Below are 21,802 nucleotides of genomic sequence, written 5' to 3'. Positions count from 1 at the left end.
GGTCATCGTCAGGCACTTATACCGAGAAAACCCCGGGCATTCAGTTGCTCGGGGTTTTTTCATGTCGGGACGCTGCCCATGCAGCGTCCCGGAATGCCGGCCATCGAGGCGCCGCTCACCGGAGCCCGGAGCGCCGGCCGGAACACCCTCAGGCACTTATTGGAAAAAGCCTCGAGCTCATGATGAGTTCGGGGCTTTTTGCGTTTGCTGCCTTTTTTTCAGGGAGCCTGGGAGTAAGAGGGTGGTGATTAGACTTTGGTCGTTAGACAAAGGTATAATGCTTTCAAAGATCACCACCGTAAGGGACATGATATGAGCAAGTCAGCAGTAGCTTTCCCTACCATCTGGGACCGTAGCGGCACCTCACGCAGAGTCGTGAAGCCTGCTCTGCGTGGGCTCTGGCATGGAATGATCAAGTTGGCTGAAGCCCAGTTCGCGGCACAGGCTCGCCGTGGGAATCTTCCCTACGTTTAAGGCATCAACAAACGCCGATAAACTCGGCGCTCGGCAAGACACGCAAAAGCCCGGACCAGTAGGTCCGGGCTTTTCAGTGGTGCACTTGCAGGAAGGTGCGTGATCAATGCATGGTCAGACAACGCCCTGGTCGATCATGGCGTCGGCGACCTTGCGGAAGCCGGCAATATTGGCACCCAGTACCAGGTTGGTGGGCTCGCCGAACTCCTCGGCGGTCTCGGCGCATTGCTGATGAATATTGGCGATGATCTCCTTGAGCTTCACGTCGACTTTTTCCAGTGGCCACTGTTCCATGCTGTTGTTCTGGGCCATCTCCAGCTGGCTGGTCGCGACGCCACCTGCATTGGCGGCCTTGCCGGGTCCATAGGCAATTTTTGCCTCGAGGAAGTGGTCCACGGCATCGGCGGAGGAGGGCATGTTGGCCCCTTCGCTGACACAGTAGACGCCGTTGTGGAGCATGACCTCTGCATCGGCGGCGGTAAGCTCGTTCTGAGTGGCGCAGGGAAAGGCGGCATCGGCCTTGATGCGCCAGACCGCGTGGCCATCCTCCGGATACTCACCGACGGGGATGTAGTTAGCTTCAGGGTGTTTTTCCAGGTAGCTCTCCAAGGAAGCGCGGGTTACCTCCTTGAGCTCCTTGAGCAGATCGAGATCGATGCCGCGGGCATCATGCAGCGTGCCACGGGAGTCCGTGCAGGTCACCGGCTTGGCGCCCAGCTCGTATAGCTTTTCGATGGTGTAGATCGCCACGTTGCCGGCACCCGAAACTAGACAGGTCTTGCCTTCCAGCGTCTTGCCGCGAGCTTCCAGCATGTTCTGAGCGAAGTAGACGGCGCCATAGCCAGTGGCTTCCTTGCGACCGATGGAGCCACCCCAGTCCAGTCCCTTGCCGGTCAGCACACCCTCATAACGGCCTGTAAGGCGCTTGTACTGGCCGTAGAGGTAGCCAATTTCACGACCGCCAACCCCAATATCGCCGGCGGGAACGTCGGTATGTGGCCCGATGTGCCGATACAGCTCGGACATGAAGGCCTGACAGAAGCGCATTATCTCGCCATCGGACTTGCCCTTGGGGTCGAAGTCCGAGCCGCCCTTGCCGCCGCCGATGGGTAGGCCGGTCAGGGCATTCTTGAAGATCTGTTCGAAGCCGAGGAACTTGATGATGCCGGAGGTGACGCTGGGGTGGAATCGCAGCCCGCCCTTGTAGGGGCCTAGCGCCGAGTTGAACTGGATGCGATAGCCCTTGTTGACCTGGACACGGCCGGCGTCATCGGTCCAGCAGATGCGGAACATGATTTGCCGTTCCGGCTCGACGATGCGTTCGATGATGCTGTGGTCATGATAATGCGGGCTGCGTTTGAAGAGTGGTCGCAGGCACTCCAGAACCTCTTCCGCCGCCTGGTAGAACTCGGTCTGGGCGGGGCTGCTCTTGCGGAGGTTTTCCAGTGTCTCATGAACGTAGGGCATCATCGTATCCTGAACAGAGGTGAATGGGCTGACCGCAGTGGGCCAATCTGAAAGTGTTTTCCATGGCAACGACTATATAGCAATGCAGCATTATGCAGCAAATGTATGGGTCATGCGTGCACTGTGCGCTGTGATGGTGCACGCTGCATATCGGTTGTCCTCATTATGGAGCTTCGGTGTCGAAGGCATCTTCATTGACACACCGTGTCGCGGCTCTCGGCATGGCGGTCGTGCCGGCTTTCCCTGTGCGGGGAGCGGTGCTAAGGTGCTCTGCCGCCGGTGCCCCGGCAGCAGGTTGGGTTCACGAGGCGCTGTAACGGTAAGGAAGAGACGGCATGGAGAAGACGACAACATATCCGGTGGAGCTTCTCTGCTACTGCCGCCCGGGCTTCGAACCTGACCTGGCTGCCGAGCTCTCCGAGAAGGCGGCTTCGCTTGGCAGAGCGGGGGAGACCGACTTTACACGGGATGCAGGCTTCGTGAGGTTCCTGCTCCCCGAGGGAGAGGTCGCCAATGGCCTGCATCGTGACCTGCCGCTGGGCGGGCTGGTCTTCGCCCGGCAGAGTCTGGCGGCGTTGCCGCCGCTGACGCTGTCGCGGGTCGATCGACTGACATCGATCGTCGATCAGGTGGAGGCCAGTGGCTGGAGTTTCGAGAGCCTCTGGCAGGAGACCCCGGATACCAACGATGGCAAGGCGCTGGCTGGGCTTGCCAAGGCGCTGGAGCGGCCATTGACCTCGCTTCTGAAAAAGCGCAAGGCGCTGCGTCGCAAGGCGGGCGGCAGGCGCCTGCATCTGCTGTGGAGTGCCGGTGACCGGGTTCAGCTGGGGATGAGCTTTCCGGGAAATCGCAGCGAGCTGCCGGGCGGCATCCGTCGTCTGCGTTTTCCCAAGTCGGCGCCCAGTCGCTCCACTCTCAAGCTGGAGGAGGCGTGGCATGAATTCGTGCCGCGGGGAGAGTGGGACGAACGACTCGGCGAGGGCATGCAGGCGGCAGACCTCGGCGCGGCACCGGGTGGCTGGACCTGGCAGCTGGTGCAGCGGGGCATGCATGTCTATGCGATCGACAATGGCCCGATGGACAAGGCGCTGATGGCCACCGGGCAGGTTGAGCACCTGCATGCGGACGGCTTCACCTGGGAGCCTCCGTACCGTCTCGACTGGCTGGTCTGCGATATCGTCGACAAACCCTCACGGGTGGAGGCAATGGTGGAGCGCTGGCTGGTTCGGCGCTGGTGCCGGGAGGCGGTATTCAACCTCAAGCTGCCGATGAAACAGCGCTGGCCGGAAGTGGATGCCTGTCTGCGTCGGCTTTCCGAGGCGCTGGAGGCGGCCAGGGTCGAGGCCGAGATTGCCTGCCGTCACCTCTATCACGATCGTGAAGAGGTGACGGTGCATGTGAGACTGAAAGGGTAAGCGTCAGTGCGTGGTGGGTTCGTAGATGCGGATCCGCTCTTCCTCGGTTAGCAGTGGCAGCAGGCGCTGCATTACCTGAGTGCGGGTCTCGCTGGTGTACCACTCCTTCCAGGCACGCAGGTCACGCCACTTGGTGATCATCAGACGCCGGTCGCTGTGCCCCTGCTCCACGAGGCTCTCACCACCCACGAAGCCCTTGGCACCCAGCGACACTCGCATGGCCTCGCGGGCGGCCGCCTCGTACTCTTCCTCGAGGCCGGGCATGATACGGCGTTCGATAATGATCTTGATCATCTTGCAGGCTCCGACTGATTTCTTTAGCACCTAATGCCTTTACAGCGATCTTCAATTGTCACCAGGAGGTTCTCGATGGCAGAGAAACACGACTTTCAGGCCGAACTCGATACCACCGGACTCTACTGTCCCGAGCCGATCATGCTGATGCACAACAAGGTCCGCGACATGCAGACCGGGGAGGTGCTCAAGGTAGTCGCCAGCGACCCGGCGACCACCCGCGATGTGCCCAAGTTCTGCCAGTTTCTGGGGCATGAGCTGGTCCATCAGCAGCAGCAGGGAGACAGTTATCTCTACTTTATCCGTTTAGGCTAATCCTGTCCCCTCTGCGCCGCCGGCGTGGCTGGGATGCCCTCAGGCACCACCATCAGGGCCAGCGCCTCCAGGGTCGCCGGGTCCTCCTGGCGAATCCGGTTGGCGATCTGGCGCTGAAAGAAGTAGACCCGGCGATGGCGGCTATGCACGGGATAGAGACAGGCATCGCCGAGCACGATCGGCGTCTGCTCCACATGGCGCTCATCGGCGAGTAGCGCCTCGACCGTGCCGTCGCTGTAGAGTCGCCAGCCGAATACCTGCTTGAGCTGCCAGGGGGCCTCGCCATCATCCATGCACAGGGCGTGGGTGCCCTGCAGTTCGGGTAGCTGCTGGATCAGGGTGACCTGCTCGGTCTCCTCGTAATCGAAGTAGCTGGCGGCGTGCTCCAGCTCCATCACCTTGTGCTCTGGAGCGCTATCGAGCAGCTCCTCGGTCTCGGGATCCCGATAGCCGACGAAGCGGCCATGCTCGTCATCGTCCAGGCGTTGGCAGGGTGTCAGTGACTCCATCCACGCCACCAGGCCCACCACTTCACCATCCTCGCGTAGGCCCCATGCCAGCAGTGGCATGCCATACAGGGTGTCGGGGCTGGCGTCGAGGCGATACACCATCTCGAGCCCATCAAGCTCCGGTGCCAATCGGACCAGGCGGCGTCTGGCCTGCTGACGCTGGCGCCTGGCATCCAGGTCGATGACCCGGGCAGTGCGGGGTGACATCTGGGTTCCCATGGTGTCCCTCCAGGTGCTGCTTGATCACGGAACCAGGCCGGGCGGCGATCGCCCCGGGCCGGTGCGGAAGCGCTCTGCGTCACTCAAGCACCACCAATAGCATAGACCCGATCATAGGTTAAGCTCTGCATCACGGGGCCGCTGACGGTCATGCCTCGGGGCAGCGTGAGGCGAGAGCCTCGCGCCGCTCAAGATGGGCCTGCAGGGCCTGATGGAAGCTCGGAAATGGCGCCTGGGAGTTTCGCCGAGAGAGCCACGCCTGACGATAGGCCTGGACCGCTTCCGGCGGCGCCTCAAGGCTATCGAAGAGTGGCAGGAGGCGGGTGAGCCACGCCTCAGCGGCATCATCCAGTGCTGTCAGCCAGTTGGCGAGCCGCCGTGCCTCGGGTGCCTGCCGCGGGTCGGCAGAGAAGCCTTCCGGCGGACAGTATCCGGGGGTGTCGAGCGCCTGGTCGAGCAAGGTGTTGGCTTCCGTGAGGCGCTGTTCGGCGAGCAGCAGGGTGCGCAGTAGCTGTGCCGTGTAGGGACGGTCGTTGAGCGCCTGCAGGTGTCTCTCGAGTGCCTCGAGGTCGACCGGTCGCGGAGAGCTTTCCAGCGGCGCGCGACTCAAGGCGTTAAGGTACTCGAGGGCGGTTAGCTGCTCACTCGGAGGCGTCAGGTCATCCGGGGGCAGTGGGGAGCTGACGCGTGAGAAGCTCTGCGCCCACTCCTCGGAACCGAAGAGCCCATTCCAGCTCGCCTGTGGAAGTTGTCGGCGCTTGGTGGCGGTTAGTTGTTCGAGACGAGCGAGGTCATCCGCGGCCAGCCTGTCGGCCACCCCGCTCGACAGGCATGCCGTGAGGCGTTGCCACAGTTTTAGTTCGTACTGCCAGCGCTGGCTGGCGGGGGCCACAAGTCCCAGGGTGCTGTTGCGCTGGGCGACCAGGGTGGTGATATGGCACTCACGCAGGGCAAAGATGTCGAGCAGGCCCTCGCGGGTGTCGGGGATGGGGACACGGCGTTCGCGTAGCCTGGGGAAGGCACCGATATTGCGTGGCTCGGCGTGGTCGGGAGGTGACAGGTCGAGGCGTTCGGCCAGGGTTCGCTGATAGTCGCGGAGCAGCCGATCGCTGGCATCGTTGGTGTCGCAGCCTGCCAGCATCAGGATAAGCGCTATGGCCACGATGCCACGGCACACAGGGTCAGGGATGAAGCGGGTCGCGTTCGCCATGGGCCACCGCCTTGCTGATTCGTCTCAGTCGCTCACCGAGCAGGATGGCCGCGACGGTGAGCCCTCCGATCAGGCCGATCCAGTAGCCATGGACGCCGAGCGGCGCCACGAGTCCAGGAATTCCGCGGGTGCCCAGCCAGTGGCCGCCGGCCATGCCCACCAGCCAGTAGGAGGTCAGCGTGATCACCATGATGATACGCGTGTCCTTGTAACCGCGCAGTGCGCCACCGAGATTGACCTGTAGCGAGTCGGAGACTTGGTAGACCATGGCCAGCAGGACCAGCGACAGGGCCAGAGAGGCCACTTCCGGGTCCCGCGTGTAGAGCCCGATCACCGGTTCGGCGGTGAATCGCAGCAGCAGGCCGTTGAGCAGGGCCACGGCCAGGCAGAGGACAATGCCATGCCAGGCGATCCGGCGCGCATGGTTGTGGCGCTGCTGTCCCAGCACATTACCGACCCGCACCGTTAGCGCCATGCTCAGCGACAGCGGCAGCATGAACAGGATGGAGGTGTAGTTGAGAGCTACCTGATGGGCAGCCACGGTGACCTCGCCGAGGCTGGCGATAAACAGGGCGATCAGCGTGAATAGCGTGACCTCGACGAAGATTGCCACACCGATGGGCAGTCCTACGTACAGCAGTTCGCTGACCAATCGCCAACGTGGGAGGCTGGCGGTATGCCATAGCGACACCTTGCCATAGGCACGCGAGTGGCGCGTATAGAGCCCCATGCACAGGCACATGGTCCATAGCGAAAGCGCGGTGGCGATCCCGCAGCCCAGCGCGCCAAGCGCCGGCAGCGCCTGAAGCCAGTGCGGCAGCCAGGGCCCCAGCAGGGAGGTCAGTCCCTCGCCGCCGTAAATCAGCACGAAGTTGCTTGGCACATTGACGGCCAGCCCCGCCAGGCTGATCCATAACGAGGGACGGGTATGGTTCATGCCGTCGGAGAAGGCGCGCAGGGCCTGGAAGAGCGCGGCCCCGGGCATGCCGAAGGCCACCGCAAGAAGATAGCTGCGCGAGCGTTCGGCGACTGCCTCGGGCACTTCCATCAAGGTGAAGATCGGGCCCACCGCAAACCACAGCAGCCCGGCGGCCAGTGCACCGAGTACCAGCGCTACCCATAGCCCCTGGTGCACATTGGGGGTGATCTCCGCGATACGACCTCCCCCCAGCAGCTGAGCGACGATGGGAGTGAGCCCCATCAGGGTGCCGGTCATGAACAGCATCAGTGGCAGCCACAGGCTGGAGCCAACCGACACCGCCGCCAGGTCAGTGGCGCTCAGTCGACCGGTCATCATCACATCGGCCACGCTCATGCCTGCCTGAGCCAGCTGGGCGCCGCAGATCGGCAGGGCCAGCGCCAGCAGTGGACGAGTCTCACGGCGGGCGGTATCGAAAAGGGTGGCCATCGGGCGGCTCAAGAGATGCGCTCCATGCAGTCGGGTAGGGGGGCCAATGCTAGCAAGGCCGGGCATTCTTTGCCCGTCTGGCGAGCGGTATACTAGGGCCTCAACCACGATCATGGAGGCCGCGTGACACACCGCCTGGAGGATATCATCGCCCTGTTCGATGGCCTGTTTCAGGAGACCTACCGAACGCGTCTGGTACGGGGTGGCGATGACCCCCTCTACCTGCCCGCCGACGCCGACTCGCCCTGGCACCGAGTGATCTTCGCCCGCGGCTTCTTTACCAGCGCATTGCACGAGATCAGCCACTGGTGCATCGCCGGGGCGAAGCGCCGCCAGCTGGAGGACTACGGCTACTGGTATCTGCCCGATGGGCGCGATGTCGCCCAGCAACGTGACTTCGAGGCCGTGGAGGTCGCGCCCCAGGCGCTGGAGCTGCTCTTCTCGCGGGCCTGTGGCCTGCGCTTCCATGTCAGCGTCGATAACCTCGATGGCGATGCCGTAGTGGACCGTGAGGCCTTCCATGCCAGGGTCGAGGCGCGTGCACGACGCTACGAGCGTGAAGGGCTGCCGTCGCGGGCAGACGCGTGGCGCCGAACCCTGGCCGCCTTCTATGACCAGGGCCTGCCTCTGTGCGAGGCGGTGGCCTCCGGTCGCGCCAGGCTTGCCGCCTCGCCTCAGCCGGCCTGAGTGGCGCGCCACGCTCGGCAGGGGCGATATGAACCCACGGGCAGCCTCCTTATCGGACCCGGGCGGTCGCTCCAACACCCTCGTCTGGAGAGCAGGCTAGGCTAGGGGGAGACATCAACGCCGCGAGGTGCCGCCGTGTTTCCCGACCCGTTACCCCAGGAGCAGCGCTTCCTCGATGCGCTGGCCCAGGACGACTGGCCCGCCGCCGATCAGTCCCTGACGCCGGGCGCCGTGGGGCTCACCCCTGAAGAACTGATCGAGCTGTTCGAGTCGCAGCTGATGAGCCGTCATCTGGATCTCCAGGCTCGGCGTCTGCAGGCCCGCGGCGAGGCCTTCTACACGATCGGCAGCGCCGGCCATGAGGGCAATGCGGCCATCGCCCTGGCGCTTCGCGCCAGCGATCCCGCCTTCCTCCACTATCGCGATGCGGCCTTCTTTCTTCAGCGGGCCCGCCGGGTGCCTGGGCAGACGCCGCTGTGGGACATGCTGCTGAGTTTTGCGGCCTCCGCCGAGGATCCGATCTCCGGTGGCCGCCACAAGGTGCTTGGCTCCAAGACACTGTGCATCCCCCCTCAGACCAGCACCATCGCCTCACACCTGCCCAAGGCCATGGGAGCGGCCTACTCACTGGGGCTGTGGCGGCGGCTGGGAGCTGGTGGCGAGTGGCCCGGCGACAGCGTGGTGCTGTGCAGCTTCGGCGACGCCTCCTTCAACCACTCGACTGCCCAGGGCGCCTTCAACGCCGCCGCCTGGTCCGCCTTCCAGGCTGTGCCGATGCCGCTGATCTGGCTGTGCGAGGACAATGGCATCGGCATTTCCACGCCCACACCGGAAGGGTGGGTGGCGGCCAGCATGGCCGCACGCCCGGGTATCCACTACCTGGCCTGCGACGGCCTCGATCTGCTCGATACCTGGCGTGTGGCCCGCGAGGCGGTGCGCATCGCTCGCAGCAGGCGCCAGCCAGTGTTTCTGCACATGCGCTGTGTCCGTCTGTTCGGTCATGCCGGCTCCGATGCTCAGCAGGCCTATCTGCCAGCCTCGCGCATCGAGGCCGATGAAGCCCGCGACCCGCTGCTGATCGGCGCCGGGCTGCTGCGCCGCCACGCGGGGCTCGACCGTGAGGCGGTCGCCGCTCTCTATCATCGGGTGCGCGAGCGGGTGGCGCGATTGGCCGAGGAGGCGGTGTGTCGGCCGCGCCTGGAGCAGGCATCTCAGGTGATGGCCAGCATCGTACCACCGCCGCGCCCTGGCCGCGTTCAGCCTTGGCGTGGCGAGGTCAGCACGACCCCCGACACCCTGGCTCGACGGCTCAATCAGGCACTCGATCGGCTGATGACCCGCTATCCCCACCTGGTGCTGGCCGGCGAGGATATCGGCCGCAAGGGGGGCGTCTACGGGGTGACCCAGAAGCTGCAGGCGCGCTTCGGGGGGCATAGGGTGATCGATACCCTGCTCGATGAGCAGAGCATCCTCGGGCTCGGCATCGGCATGGGGCAGAGTGGCCTGGTACCGATTCTTGAGATCCAGTTCCTGGCCTACCTGCACAACGCCGAGGATCAGCTACGCGGCGAGGCGGCCACCCTGAGCTTCTTCTCCTGCGGCCAGTACACCAACCCCATGGTGGTGCGTATCGCCGGGCTGGGCTACCAGAAGGGCTTCGGCGGCCACTTCCACAACGACAACGCCATCGCCGTGCTGCGTGATATCCCCGGCCTCTTGGTGGCCTGCCCCGCCAACGGCGCCGATGCCGTGGGGCTCCTTCAGGAGGCGGTGCGCCTGGCCGACGAGGAGCAGCGGGTGGTGGTCATGATCGAGCCGATCGCCCTCTATCACCACCGCGACTTGCTGGAGGAGGGGGATGGCGGCTGGTGCTTTCCCGACCCGGGAGCGGAGTACCGCCTGGCGCCGGGGGAGCTCGGCCGCTGGGGCGACGGTCGCGAGCTGGCCATCGTGACCTACGGCAACGGGGTCCATCTCTCTCGTCAGGCGGCTGCGCGGCTTCAGGCCGAGGGTATCGCCCTGCGCATCATCGATCTTCGTTGGCTCACCGCCATTGATCACGACGCCGTCTTCGCGGCGGTGGCCGACTGCGCGCGGGTGTTGATCGTCGACGAGTGTCGGCGTACCGGGTCGGTGAGCGAGGAGCTGATGACCGCCCTGGTGGAGCGCGGGCTGCCCGGCGAGCGTCTGGCACGACTCACCGCCGAGGACAGCTTCATTCCGCTGGCACGGGCCGCCACCGTCACCCTGCCTTCGGTTGAAGGCATCGTGGCGCATGCACGGGCACTGCTGGCGCGATAGCTGGGCGATCAGCTCTCCTTCAGGCGTTGATGCAGGTGCAGCATCACCTCCACCTCATGTTCGGGGCGCAGCGGCTCCAGGCCCAGTTCGCCAAACAGCTCGCCCCGGGCACGCGACCAGTCGCCGGGGTCGAGGTCATCATACAGGCTGTCGGCGGGGGCCAACTCGACGAAGGGGTCGAGACCATAGGTGTCGAAGAGCTGCGAGAGGGCCGCCTCATCGTCGCCGACGCCGGCGGTGTAGAGGGTGGCATTGAAATGGTCTCCCTCCAGCTCGCGGATCACGTCCAGCGGGCTGACCCCCATGTTGCCGAGCTCCTCGAGGCTGTAGCCACCGAGTGATACCAGCTCGGCCTCCAGCCACTCATCATCGGGCTGTATCAGGGTGTGCTTGATGCGGCCGTCGGGCAGCGTCCAGGCGATTGCCAGCGGCAGGCCGCCCGCATCGCCGGTCTCCACGGCGATAAAGCCGGGGATCGAGTTGTCTGTGCCGTTGGGTGGCATGTCAGGAGTCCTCATGTGTCGTGTCGTCGCGGCCTGTCTCGCCGGCGGCGTCCGCGGTCAGCCGGAAGAAGCGCCGGGCGGTAGCGGTGGTGGCGGTTGCCAGCTCGGCTTCGGATTCGCCACGCCAGTGAGCAATCTCACGCAGGATCCAGGGCAGCAGGGCCGGTTCGTGACGTCTGCCCTTGAGTTTGGCAGGTAAGTTGCGTGGCAGCAGGTAGGGGCAGTCGGTTTCGAGCATCAGCCGCGTCGAAGGAATCTGGGTGACCAGCTCCCGCAGATGGTGGCCGCGGCGCTCGTCGCATAGCCAGCCGGTCAGGCCGATATGCAGGTCCAGGTCGAGATAGCCGAACAGCGTCGCGCGGTCGGCGGTAAAGCAGTGCACCACGGCATCCGTGATCTCGTCTCGCCAGGCATGCAGGATCTCGCGCATGCGCGGGCCGGCATCGCGCTCGTGAAGAAACAGCGGTTTGCCGTTCACCGCCGCCAGCTCCAGCTGAGCCTCGAAGGCCCGCTCCTGTTCGGCGGGCGTGGAGAAGTTGCGATTGAAGTCGAGGCCGCACTCGCCCACCGCCACCACCTCGGGCTGGCGATGCAGTTCACCCATGGCGGTCGCGAGATCGGCGTCCCAGCGGCTGGCGTCATGGGGATGCACCCCAGCGGTGGCATGCAGCGCCAGGCCCTTGCCGGCGTGCTGGCGCGCCATGGCGATGGCCTGTTCGGCATGTTCGCGGTCGGTGCCGGTAAGAATCAGCGTGGTGACGTTGGCCGCCTGTGCACGGCGCAGCACGGCCGGGAGGTCCCGGGCAAAGCTGTCATGGGTCAGGTTGGCACCGATATCCACCAGAGGCGCGGGCGCGGTGAAGCGCAGTGCCTCGGGCAGGAAGTCGTCGAAGGTGTCAGACACGCCTTGGCTCCTGTGCGTGAGGATCGGCAAAGGCCACTATTCTACCCGTCGGTTGGATGCTGCGGCCACGTCGGGGCGCGCTTGCGTTACACTGGGCGCCCTGTCGATCGAGGAGGACCCCGCGTGACCCTGCTACGTCTGGAACAGCTGCAACTGGCCTATGGTACCCATGTGCTTCTCGATGGCGCCGATCTGGTGCTGGAGAAGGGCGAGCGCCTGGCCCTGGTGGGGCGCAACGGCACCGGCAAGTCCACGCTGCTGCGCCTGGTGGCCGGCGAGATCCTGCCCGATGGCGGCAGCATCTGGCGTGCTCCCGGGCTCAAAATCGGTGTGCTGGCTCAGGAACTTCCCGAGGCCTCCGGCCAGACGATCTTCGATATGGTGGCCGGTGGCCTGCCCGAGGCCGGCGAGCTGCTCTCCGAATACCACCATCTGATTCACGAGGAGGAGCCGGACATGCGCCGCATGTCCGAGCTGCAGACGCGGCTGGAGGCCATCGATGGCTGGTCCTTCCACCAGCGCATCGATGTGGTGCTGACTCGCCTCGGCCTTCCCGGCGAGGCCGAGATGGCGTCGCTCTCCGGTGGCTGGCGTCGCCGTGTGGCGCTGGCAAGAGCGCTGGTGGCCGAGCCTGACCTGTTGCTGCTCGATGAGCCCACCAACCACCTCGATCTCGACACCATCGCCTGGCTGGAAGAGCAGCTGCTGGACTTCAGGGGGGCCGTGCTGTTCATCACCCACGACCGCGCTTTCCTGTCGAAGCTGGCTACCTCGATCCTGGAGCTGGATCGCGGCCGCCTGGGGCGCTACCCCGGTGAGTACGCCGCCTATCAGGCGCAGAAGAACCACGAGCTGGAAGTGGAGGCTCGAGAGAACGCCGAATTCGACAAGAAGCTCGCCCAGGAGGAGGCCTGGATTCGCCAGGGGATCAAGGCGCGCCGTACCCGCAATGAGGGGCGGGTAAGGGCGCTGGAGCAGCTGCGCCGGGAGCGTAGCGATCGCCGCGATCGCCAGGGCAAGGCCTCACTCTCCGTCGACAGCGGCGAGCGCAGTGGCAAGCGGGTGGTGAGCCTCGAGCATGTCAGCCAGCACTTCGCCGACGAGACGGTGATCCGCGACCTCTCCATCGAGGTGCAGCGTGGCGATCGCATCGGCTTTATCGGCCGCAATGGCGCCGGCAAGACGACGCTGCTCAAGATCCTGCTCGGCGAGCTGGAGCCGAGCGAGGGCAAGGTGCAGTTCGGTACCAAGCTGCAGGTGGCCTACTTCGATCAGCTGCGCGCCGGACTGGAGCCGGAGAAGACGGTCTATGACAACGTGGCCCAGGGCAGCGACCGCATCTCCGTGGGCGGCCGCGACCGCCATGTGATGAGCTACCTGCAGGACTTCCTGTTCACGCCGGAGCGAGTGCGCCAGCCGGTCAAGGCGCTCTCCGGCGGTGAGTCCAATCGTCTGCTGCTGGCCAAGCTGTTCACTCAGCCGGCCAACGTGCTGGTGCTGGACGAACCGACCAACGACCTGGATGTGGAAACCCTGGAGCTGCTCGAGGAGCTGCTGCTCAGCTTCGATGGCACCCTGTTGCTGGTTTCCCACGATCGCGCCTTCATGGACAACGTCGTCACCAGCGTGCTGGCCTTCGAGGGCGAGGGGCGGGTTCGTGAGTATGTGGGTGGCTACAGCGACTGGGTGCGTCAGGGGGGGAGCCTGCCGCCGGCCCCCTGGGAAGGGGCGGCGCGCCAGCATGCCGAGCCGGTGGCGGAGGCGCCAGCGGCGGAGCCGGAGAGGAAGACCTCCTCCACGAGCGAGTCGGCGGCGAGCGCCACCGCGAAGAAACCGGTCAAGCTCTCCTACAAGCTGCAGCGTGAACTCGATGGGCTGCCGGCGGAGATCGAGCGGCTGGAGGGAGAGGTCGCGGAGTTCGAGACCCAGGTGGGCGACCCGGCCTTCTATCAGCAGGAGGCCAGCAAGGTGACCGCCACCCTTGAGGCTCTCGCGGCGCGTCAGGCCGAGCTCGATGCGGCCATGGAGCGCTGGATGGAGCTGGAGGCGATGGCCGCCGGAGAGGCATGAACCATGAACCATGAACGAAGAGGCGTGAGCGAGGAGCCATGAAAAAGGCGCCCTCTAGGGCGCCTTGTCAGGAGGTGGGCGAGGGGGTTATTCCGCGCTCTCCTCCCCCTTCTTGCCGACGCGCACGGCGAGGACGTCGCACTGGGCCCCGTGGAGCACGCCGGTAGAGGTCGAGCCCAGCAGCAGGGCGAAGCCATGGCGGCCATGGGACCCGACCACGATCAGGTCGACATCATTCTCCTCGGCGAAGCGATGGATCTCGGTGTCGGGCATGCCCACCAGCACGTGCTGATCCTCCTTGGCCACATGGCTGTCGGCGATCTCGGCCAGTCGCTGCTTGGCATGCTCATCGAGCTGGTCCTGGATGCTGGTCAGGTCCATGGGGATATCGCCGCCATAGGCGAAGCCGAGCGGCTCGAGGGTGTGCATGATCGAGAGCCGGGCATGGTTGCGGTCGGCAATCTGATGAGCACGCTCAAGCACCCTGTGGGAATCCTTGGTCAGGTCGACGGCGACCAGGACGTGACGATATTCGTTGCTCATGGGACGTCTCCTCGACGGGTGTCTCTCGGTGAATCGTATGCCTTCACTCTAGGCCGGCAGGCGCGGTAAGACAACGATCTATATCAACCATTTCGCATTAACTCGAGGGGAGAAGCGCCAATGATCTGGCTGATTATCCTGCTGACCATGTTTCTGGTGATATCGCCGGTGATATGGCTCAAGCCCAATCCACGCCAGAAGCGGGTGGGGTCACTACGCAATGCTGCCATGCAGGCGGGCATCAAGGTAACCCTGCGGGTACCACCCCTGCATGGCGAAAGGACCCAGATGCCGGCCTATCGCTGGCCCTACCCAGCGCGGCAACCGGGGCCGGACTTCATGCTGGTGCGAGACTCGCACGCGGCCGAGGCGCTCAAGCCCTTCGCGCATGACTGGCGCTGGCGCAAGGAGCCGCTGCGCCCCCTGCCCGAGGGGGTGGAGGCCAGGCTCAAGCGACTGCTGGAGCGGCTGCCTCAGGACGCCCTGGTCGTGGAGTCCGGGGCCGACGCCCTGACCCTGTGGTGGCAGGAATCCCAGGGCTTTGCACGCTTCTCGACCTATCTGGAGGACTTCGAGGCCCTGCGAGACGGCCTGGCGGGCCGACCCGATGACCCGCAAGTGCCGGGACCTCCCGCGTTCTAGTCTTCTACCGTGGCATCGCCACGCGACTGCAGGGCCAGGCCGTTGTCCTCGATGCGTGACAGCAGCTGAGCCAGGGTGGCGATCTCCTCCCGGTCGAGCCCGGCGAGCATCTCGTTGCGAGCCTCGCGTACCACGTCGTCGATGCGCTCGAGCAGTGGGGTGGCGGCTGGAGTCAGAAACACACGCTTGGTGCGACGGTCCTGCTCACAGGGGCGACGTTCCACCAGTCCCTGGTCGGAAAGCTGGTCTAGGGTGCGCACCAGTGAGGGGGCCTCCACGCCGATGGCGCGGGCCAGGTCGCACTGGGGCTGGCCGTCGCCCAGTCGCCACAGGTGGTAGAGGGTAACCCAGCGAGTCTGGGTTAGCCCCAGGGGCGCGAGACGCTCATCGATGACCGCCCGCCATAGGCGAGGTAACCGGCTGAGCTGGAATCCGATATTCTCATGCATGGGCAAAGGGCCTTCGATTCAGGAAGTATGCTCGGATTGTCGGAACCCCCTGCGTGGATTGCAAGCGGGCTTATCATTCGCTTTTCCACACAGTGGCCGATGCCGGGCTTTCTGCCTCCACGGCGTCAGCCTCCTTCTCGACGTTTCGTTCAGGGGGCGGCGGTGCGGGAGTGGCCTCCTGTGGAGGCGCCGTCTCCTCGGCGATGGGCTCGCCGTCGCCTGGGACCGGAGGCCGCCAATCCATCCCCGGCAGGCCCGCCGGTCGACGCAGGCGACCATCGGCCAGGGTCGCGCTCTGCTCGTCGGCCACATGAAAGCGAATCACCCCGATGCGTTGACCGCCTTCGGTCATCACATCGATGCGCCAGCGCCCCGCGGTCGCCTCGGGGAAGTTCCGCTTATGGCTCCAGGCCCGATACCCCGCCTTGCGCCCCCCTTCGATCACCAGCGGTATGCGGTCGACCTCTTCGCCCTCGTGGCGCCATACATGATGAATCTCCTCCCTCAAACCACGCGGGGCGCGGATGGCCGTAAAGGCGAACAGTCCCTGATGGCTCAGCGCCTCGGGGCTGAGGCGAAGCTCACCCTCCGGCGAGCGGGCGGCCTCGTCGAAGCCTGGCGAGAGCGCCGTGGCGGTGATCCACAGGCTGGCCGGCGGCACCCAGATGCGGCCCAGCCAGGCGGCGCCGGCCAGGGGTAGCAGCAGGGTGAGCGCCATCAGCCAGCGTCGACCGCTCTGGCTGGCGGTGAGATGCAGCAGGCTCGGCAGGCTGAACAGCAGCATGGCGGCAATCGCCAGCAGCAGGCTCTGGTAGGTGGTCAGATGGAGCAGGGTGGGCAGGGTGACCAGCACCACCACAAAGACGCACTGGGCGTGGAAGGCGAAGTAGAGCCAGCGTAGCCGCTCGGCGACCCGGTAGTAGAGTGGGTCGATAATCGAGAACAGCGCCATGGCGATCACCAGCAGGGTGAACAGGGCCTGGCCGCTGCTCCACACCGTGGTCGCCAGCAGAAAGGGCAGGCAGAAGAAGAGTGTCTCCTGGTGGATCATCTGGGCGATGAACTGGGTCGCCCCCTGGGCCAGGGTGGGGTAGCCGCGGCGTGCCAGCAGGCGGCCGATCACGCTTTCGGAGAGCAGCAGCAGCCAGGCGGCGAGCATCCCCAGCGCCAGCACTGCACCGAGCCACGGCTGACGCTCTGCCAGGAAGAAGCTGCCGAGCCCCGCGGCAAAAGCGATGGGAGGCCATAGCCAGCTCCAGGGGCGCAGTCGTCTCACCAGCCCTTCGGCGCGGGCCTGCAGGCGAGTGATGCGGCTGGCGGATGGCGTATCGTGTGGGGTGGGCATGGTGGCCTCGGCTGGGCTGACGACTCGATAAGCCCGCTATCCTAGCAGCATTGCTGGCTGGCCTGGCTGCCATACTTCTGGATCAGCGGGCAGGGCTATCGCAGTTACCGGAAGCAAGGGGCACTGGGGATAAGCCGAAGAGGAGGTCCGAGGACCAGGGACGGCCGAGGTAGCGTACAGGGAGGTATTTACAGCGCCTCCTCGTAGGCTTGTCGCCAGATCAGCCCCGGGATACTGACCTGCCAATTATCTGGGAAAGCCCTGAGTCACCGGGGAAGAGACTTGACGTGCGGGCCAGGCTGAACCAAGCTGTGGGCATTCAAACGTCCGTATGAAATCGGGAGGTTCGCGGAATGATCTATCAGGGTAATGCCATCGAGGTGGTACGCGGCGACGATGATATCGCCACGCTGACCTTCGATCTCAAGGATGAGTCGGTCAACAAGCTCTCCAGTGCGGTGGTCACCGAGCTGGATGAGGCGGTCAAGGCGCTGCAGGGCGAGACCGGCCTGGCGGGCCTGCTGCTCACCAGTGCCAAGGAGGCCTTTATCGTCGGCGCCGATATCACCGAGTTCCAGGCCATGTTCGGCAAGGGCGGTGACTTCCTGGAGTCGATGCTGATGCGGGTGCACGGCATCTTCAACGCCATCGAGGATCTTCCCTTTCCTACCGTCACCGCCATCAATGGCCTGGCGCTGGGCGGCGGCTGCGAGGTGCTGCTGACCACCGACTTCCGGGTGATGAGTGAATCCGCCCAGATCGGCCTGCCCGAGACCAAGCTCGGCATCCTCCCGGGGTGGGGCGGCTGCGTGCGCCTGCCGCGCCTGATCGGTGCCGACAATGCCATCGAATGGATCGCCGGCGGGACCCAGAATCGGGCCGACGCCGCCCTGAAGATGGGTGCCGTGGATGCCGTGGTGCCGGCCGAGCAGCTGGAGGCCGCCGCCCGCGACATCCTGGCCCGCGCCATTGCCGGGGAGCTTGACTACCGTGCCCGCCGTGCGGAGAAACAGCAGCCCCTCAAGCTCGGCCCCATCGAACAGATGATGGCCTTCGAGACCGCCAAGGGCTACGTGGCCGGCAAGGCGGGCCCGCACTACCCGGCGCCGGTCGAGGCGATCAAGGTGATCCAGAAGGGCGCCGGCGAGGAGCGCGGCCGGGCTCAGGCCATCGAGGCCAAGGCCTTCGCCAAGCTGGCAATGACCGATGTGGCCTTCAACCTGGTTGGCCTGTTCATGAACGATCAGGTCGTCAAGAAGAAGGGCAGCCGCTACGAGAAGGCGGCGCGTCCGGTGAAGCAGGCCGCGGTGCTGGGTGCCGGCATCATGGGCGGTGGCATCGCCTACCAGAGTGCCTCCAAGGGCACGCCCATCCTGATGAAGGATATCAAGGACGACGCCATCGAGCTGGGGCTCAAGGAGGCCCGCAAGCTGTTCGCCAAGCAGGTCGAGCGTGGCAAGCTCTCCACCGAGAAGATGGCCCAGAGGCTCAGCAACATTCGCCCGACCCTCTCCTACGGCGACTTCGGGCACGTCGATCTGGTGGTCGAGGCGGTGGTCGAGAACCCCAAGGTCAAGGAGGCGGTTCTCACCGAGGTGGAGGCTGAGGTCGGCGAGCAGACCATCCTGGCCTCCAATACCTCCACGATCTCCATCGATCGTCTGGCGGCCAACCTCAAGCGCCCCGAGAACTTCTGCGGCATGCACTTCTTCAACCCGGTGCATCGCATGCCGCTGGTCGAGGTGATTCGCGGCGAGAAGACCAGTGACGCCGCGGTGGCGGCGACCGTGGCCTATGCCCGCGCCATGGGCAAGACGCCGATCGTGGTCAATGACTGCCCGGGCTTTCTGGTCAACCGGGTGCTCTTCCCCTACTTCGGCGGCTTCAGCCTGCTGATGGGGCAGGGCGCCGACTTTGCCCGGGTCGACAAGGTGATGGAGAAGTTTGGCTGGCCCATGGGGCCCGCCTACCTGCTCGATGTGGTGGGCATGGACACCGCGGTGCATGCCGGCGAGGTCATGGCCAAGGGCTTCCCCGAGCGCATGGGTAGCCTGGGAGGCGAGGGCCAAAGCAGCGCCATTCAGCTGATGTACGAGAACGATCGCCTGGGGCAGAAGAACGCCAAGGGTTTCTACGCCTACGAGGAGGATCGCAAGGGCAAGCCGAAGAAGGTCCGCGACGAGGCGGCCATCGAGCTGGTCAAGGGGGTGGTCAAGGAGAGTCGCGAATTCAGCGACGACGACATCATCGCCCGGATGATGGTGCCGCTCTGCCTGGAGGCCGTGCGCTGTCTGGAAGATAACATCGTCGGCAGCCCGGCCGAGGCCGATATGGCGCTGATCTACGGTATCGGCTTCCCGCCCTTCCGCGGTGGCGCGCTGCGCTATATCGATGCCATGGGAGTGGAGGCCTTCGTCGCACTGGCCGACGAGCTGGCCGGGGAGCTGGGCGCCCTCTATGCCCCCACCGACAAGCTGCGCGAGATGGCGGCTGCCGGCGAGCGCTTCTACGACACTCAGGTCCAGGCCCCGGACCAGGCCTGACCCCACCACCCCTACAGGAGTAGCAAGATGAGTTTGAATCCGAGAGATATCGTGGTGGTCGACTGTGTGCGTACCGCCATGGCCAAGGCCAAGAACGGCGCCTTCCGTCACGTGCGGGCCGAGAACCTGTCCGCCGCCGTCATGCAGTCGCTGTTCGACCGCAATCCGGGCCTCAATCCGGCCGAAGTGGATGACGTGATCTGGGGGTGCGTTAACCAGACCCTGGAGCAGGCCATGAACATCGCCCGCAATGCGGCGATCATGACCGGCATTCCGCGCAGTGTGCCGGCCCAGACGGTCAATCGCCTGTGTGGCTCCTCGATGAGCGCGCTGCATATCGCCGCGGCCAATATCAAGGCCGGAATGGGCGACTTCTATGTGATCGGGGGCGTGGAGCACATGGAGCATGTGCCGATGACCCACGGCGTCGACGTCAATCCGGCGGCCAGCAAGCATGCCGCCAAGGCGGCGATGATGATGGGCCTTACCGCCGAGCTGCTGGGCAAGATGCACGGCATCTCCCGGGAGGAGCAGGACGCCTTCGGCGTACGCTCTCATCAGCGTGCCCAGGCCGCCCTGGAGAGAGGCGGGTTCGACAACGAGATCATCGGCGTGGAGGGGCACGATGCCAACGGCTTCCGCGCCCTGATCAAGCAGGATGAGGTGATCCGTGCCGATGCCAGCCTGGAGAAGATGGCCGCCCTCAAGCCGGCCTTCGACCCGCGCGGCGGCACCGTGACCGCGGGCACCTCCTCGGCGCTCTCGGTGGGTGCCTCGGGCATGGCGGTGATGAGCTACGAGCGGGCCCAGGCGCTGGGTCTCGAGCCCATCGCCCGGGTGCTCTCCACCGGCGTGGCTGGCTGTGATGCCTCCATCATGGGCTACGGGCCGGTACCGGCCTCCAAGCAGGCGCTCAAGGCCGCCGGCCTCACTGCCGATGACCTCGACACCGTGGAGCTCAACGAGGCCTTCGCCGCCCAGGCGCTGCCGGTGCTCAAGGACCTGGGCCTGCGCGATGTCATGGACGAGAAGGTCAACCTGCATGGCGGCGCCATCGCCCTGGGTCATCCGCTGGGCTGCTCCGGTGCGCGTATCTGCACCACCCTGCTCAACGTGATGCGCGAGCGCGATACCAGCCTGGGCCTGGCCACCATGTGTATCGGCATGGGGCAGGGCGTGGCGACGGTGTTCGAACGTCTGGCGTAAGCACCGGCTCGATGCAGATAACAGCGGCGGCGCCCAGAGGGCGCCGCCGCTTCGTTTTTTGTGGCCACTGACATCAGATTGCCACTCGCTCGCCTCCCCCTGCCGCCGGTATCAGTTCGCCATGCCCGCCAAGGCGGCGCCGCGACGAATCTCGTGGCGTACGGGGAGCAGTGCCTCGTCATGGATCCAGCCCCGCTCACGATAGTAGCGCAAGGCGCCATCATGGAGGGGGGCGCTCAGGCCCTCCTCGATCATCACCTGGGGCGTCAGCACCCCCAGGGCGGGATGGGTAGCCTTGAAACGGGTAAACGCGCCGAATACCTCGGACACCAGCCGGTAGACCTGCTCTGCATCGACATCGGCGCGGGTAACCAGCGTTGCCTTGACGCCGAAGGTGTGGATCTCGGGCTGGTCGGGCCCATACAGGCCAGCGGGGATCGTGGCGTAGCTGAAGTAGGGGTAGGCGTTGACCAGCAGGTCGATGGTGGTGCCGCTGACATCGATGATCTCGGCGTTACACAGACGAATGGCCTGAGCGACCGAGTCATTGGGATGCCCCACCGTATAGACCATGGCGTCGATATTGCCATGGCACAGTTCCATGGATTGCTGATCGGCGGGCAGGTCGTGTACCTGGCGGAAGGTGGTGCGGCTCCAGCCGCGGGCATCCATCAGCCTGAGCATGGTGCTGCGCTGCCCGGAGCCCGGGTTGCCGATATTGACGGAGCGTCGCTGCAGATCCTCGAGGCTTGCGATGTCGGCATCGCGGTGGACGACCAGAGTGAACGGCTCACTGTGCAGCGAGAACACCGAACGCAGGGCCGTATCGGCGCCGGCCTGGCGGAATCCCTCGATGCCCTGGGTGGCATACTGGTGCAGGTCCGACTGGACGAGAGCGAATGCCAGCTCACCACGGCGCAGGGCGCGCAGATTGGCGCTGGAGCCATCGCTGGGTTGTGCCCGACAGGGCGTGCTGAGGGTTCGACACAGGGCGCGTCCGACCACGTGGTAGACCCCGGCCGGACTGGCGGTGGCGATGGTCAGGGGTGTCTCGGTATCGGCAGGCAGGGAAGCGTGCAGTAGCAGGCTGGCGATGCCAACGGCCAATCGTTTGGCGATGCTGTTCATGACTCACCTCGTAGCAGTGAGTCGGCCAGAGGCACACCAGAACCAGTGAGGTGGCGGGGCAATGCCTGTCAGGAGAGGTGTCGCCCGGTATCTGGTCGACAGGCTGTGTTGTTATCTCGATGGTTATCTTGACGGTTATCTCGATTGTTAGCTTGGTGTGGCTATCCTGG

The 21,802-nt window shown here is 65.2% G+C and carries 19 protein-coding genes; 8 read left to right on the top strand and 11 right to left on the bottom strand.

Going from position 1 to position 21,802, the window contains the following annotated elements; genetic code table 11:
• Positions 1 to 588: 588 nt before the first annotated feature.
• Positions 589 to 1,941 carry an NADP-specific glutamate dehydrogenase gene (gdhA, locus tag E0702_RS14715; protein WP_132045161.1) on the bottom strand — a complete coding sequence of 451 codons (1,353 nt, stop codon included), beginning with the start codon at positions 1,939 to 1,941 and terminating at the stop codon, positions 589 to 591.
• 335 nt (positions 1,942 to 2,276) lie between these two features.
• Here gdhA and rlmM point away from each other — a divergent pair, with 335 nt between their 5' ends.
• Positions 2,277 to 3,356 (top strand): 23S rRNA (cytidine(2498)-2'-O)-methyltransferase RlmM, encoded by a 1,080-nt coding sequence (rlmM, locus tag E0702_RS14710; RefSeq protein ID WP_132045159.1) that lies wholly within the window; start codon positions 2,277 to 2,279, stop codon positions 3,354 to 3,356.
• Positions 3,357 to 3,359: 3 nt separating this feature from the next.
• On the opposite strand, the gene E0702_RS14705 is transcribed toward rlmM, so the two are convergent.
• Complete coding sequence (locus E0702_RS14705; protein ID WP_132045157.1) at positions 3,360 to 3,650, bottom strand: antibiotic biosynthesis monooxygenase family protein; 291 nt, start codon at positions 3,648 to 3,650, stop codon at positions 3,360 to 3,362.
• 75 nt (positions 3,651 to 3,725) lie between these two features.
• Between E0702_RS14705 and tusA the strand changes: the two genes are divergently transcribed.
• Positions 3,726 to 3,965: a sulfurtransferase TusA gene (gene tusA / locus E0702_RS14700; RefSeq protein WP_132045155.1), complete on the top strand. Its 240-nt coding sequence runs from the start codon at positions 3,726 to 3,728 to the stop codon at positions 3,963 to 3,965.
• On the opposite strand, the gene E0702_RS14695 is transcribed toward tusA, so the two are convergent.
• The 3 genes from E0702_RS14695 to E0702_RS14685 form a co-directional block, all read right to left on the bottom strand.
• Positions 3,962 to 4,693: a hypothetical protein gene (locus E0702_RS14695; protein WP_132045153.1), complete on the bottom strand. Its 732-nt coding sequence runs from the start codon at positions 4,691 to 4,693 to the stop codon at positions 3,962 to 3,964. The two genes, tusA and E0702_RS14695, sit on opposite strands and share 4 nt — an antisense overlap.
• Positions 4,694 to 4,841: 148 nt before the next feature.
• Positions 4,842 to 5,903 (bottom strand): DUF3080 family protein, encoded by a 1,062-nt coding sequence (locus E0702_RS14690; RefSeq protein WP_132045151.1) that lies wholly within the window; start codon positions 5,901 to 5,903, stop codon positions 4,842 to 4,844.
• Positions 5,875 to 7,311 (bottom strand): MATE family efflux transporter, encoded by a 1,437-nt coding sequence (locus tag E0702_RS14685; protein ID WP_132045171.1) that lies wholly within the window; start codon positions 7,309 to 7,311, stop codon positions 5,875 to 5,877. Before E0702_RS14685 ends, E0702_RS14690 begins: the two co-directional genes overlap by 29 nt.
• 123 nt (positions 7,312 to 7,434) lie before the next feature.
• On the opposite strand from E0702_RS14685, the gene E0702_RS14680 reads away from it, so the two are divergent.
• Complete coding sequence (locus E0702_RS14680; RefSeq protein WP_132045149.1) at positions 7,435 to 7,998, top strand: elongation factor P hydroxylase; 564 nt, start codon at positions 7,435 to 7,437, stop codon at positions 7,996 to 7,998.
• Positions 7,999 to 8,133: 135 nt separating this feature from the next.
• Entirely contained in the window at positions 8,134 to 10,299 is a 2,166-nt protein-coding gene (locus E0702_RS14675; RefSeq protein WP_205741938.1) for a dehydrogenase E1 component subunit alpha/beta, read from the top strand.
• An 8-nt stretch (positions 10,300 to 10,307) separates the two neighbouring features.
• On the opposite strand, the gene E0702_RS14670 is transcribed toward E0702_RS14675, so the two are convergent.
• Both E0702_RS14670 and E0702_RS14665 read right to left on the bottom strand, forming a co-directional pair.
• Positions 10,308 to 10,802, bottom strand: a complete 495-nt coding sequence (locus E0702_RS14670) for a hypothetical protein (RefSeq protein ID WP_132045147.1) — start codon at positions 10,800 to 10,802, stop codon at positions 10,308 to 10,310.
• Between the two features lies 1 nt (position 10,803).
• Positions 10,804 to 11,706: a TatD family hydrolase gene (locus E0702_RS14665; protein ID WP_132045145.1), complete on the bottom strand. Its 903-nt coding sequence runs from the start codon at positions 11,704 to 11,706 to the stop codon at positions 10,804 to 10,806.
• A 123-nt stretch (positions 11,707 to 11,829) separates the two neighbouring features.
• Between E0702_RS14665 and E0702_RS14660 the strand changes: the two genes are divergently transcribed.
• Complete coding sequence (locus E0702_RS14660; protein WP_132045143.1) at positions 11,830 to 13,776, top strand: ATP-binding cassette domain-containing protein; 1,947 nt, start codon at positions 11,830 to 11,832, stop codon at positions 13,774 to 13,776.
• Positions 13,777 to 13,863: 87 nt separating this feature from the next.
• Here E0702_RS14660 and E0702_RS14655 read toward each other — a convergent pair whose 3' ends face one another.
• The gene (locus E0702_RS14655) at positions 13,864 to 14,319 is read right to left on the bottom strand and encodes a universal stress protein (protein ID WP_132045141.1); all 456 of its coding nucleotides are present in this window, start codon (positions 14,317 to 14,319) and stop codon (positions 13,864 to 13,866) included.
• Positions 14,320 to 14,439: 120 nt separating this feature from the next.
• On the opposite strand from E0702_RS14655, the gene E0702_RS14650 reads away from it, so the two are divergent.
• Positions 14,440 to 14,961: a preprotein translocase subunit YajC gene (locus E0702_RS14650; protein ID WP_132045139.1), complete on the top strand. Its 522-nt coding sequence runs from the start codon at positions 14,440 to 14,442 to the stop codon at positions 14,959 to 14,961.
• Here the strand turns inward: E0702_RS14650 and slyA are convergent.
• Both slyA and E0702_RS14640 read right to left on the bottom strand, forming a co-directional pair.
• A complete protein-coding gene (gene slyA, locus E0702_RS14645; RefSeq protein ID WP_132045137.1) occupies positions 14,958 to 15,410 on the bottom strand; it encodes a transcriptional regulator SlyA in 453 nt (150 codons plus the stop codon). The two genes, E0702_RS14650 and slyA, sit on opposite strands and share 4 nt — an antisense overlap.
• Before the next feature lie 73 nt (positions 15,411 to 15,483).
• Positions 15,484 to 16,755: a DUF5924 family protein gene (locus tag E0702_RS14640; protein ID WP_132045135.1), complete on the bottom strand. Its 1,272-nt coding sequence runs from the start codon at positions 16,753 to 16,755 to the stop codon at positions 15,484 to 15,486.
• A 353-nt stretch (positions 16,756 to 17,108) separates the two neighbouring features.
• Between E0702_RS14640 and fadB the strand changes: the two genes are divergently transcribed.
• Entirely contained in the window at positions 17,109 to 19,298 is a 2,190-nt protein-coding gene (gene fadB / locus E0702_RS14635; RefSeq protein WP_132045133.1) for a fatty acid oxidation complex subunit alpha FadB, read from the top strand.
• 27 nt (positions 19,299 to 19,325) lie between these two features.
• Positions 19,326 to 20,504 carry an acetyl-CoA C-acyltransferase FadA gene (gene fadA / locus E0702_RS14630; protein WP_132045131.1) on the top strand — a complete coding sequence of 393 codons (1,179 nt, stop codon included), beginning with the start codon at positions 19,326 to 19,328 and terminating at the stop codon, positions 20,502 to 20,504.
• A gap of 111 nt (positions 20,505 to 20,615) precedes the next feature.
• Here fadA and E0702_RS14625 read toward each other — a convergent pair whose 3' ends face one another.
• Positions 20,616 to 21,632, bottom strand: coding sequence for a TAXI family TRAP transporter solute-binding subunit (locus E0702_RS14625; protein WP_132045129.1), 1,017 nt, complete (start codon positions 21,630 to 21,632; stop codon positions 20,616 to 20,618).
• Between the last annotated feature and the right edge of the window lie 170 nt (positions 21,633 to 21,802).

Origin of the sequence: Halomonas marinisediminis, assembly GCF_004347715.1 — a bacterium.
Taxonomy (GTDB): Bacteria; Pseudomonadota; Gammaproteobacteria; order Pseudomonadales; family Halomonadaceae; genus Halomonas; species Halomonas icarae.
This window is presented reverse-complemented; position numbering and strand designations above follow the sequence as displayed.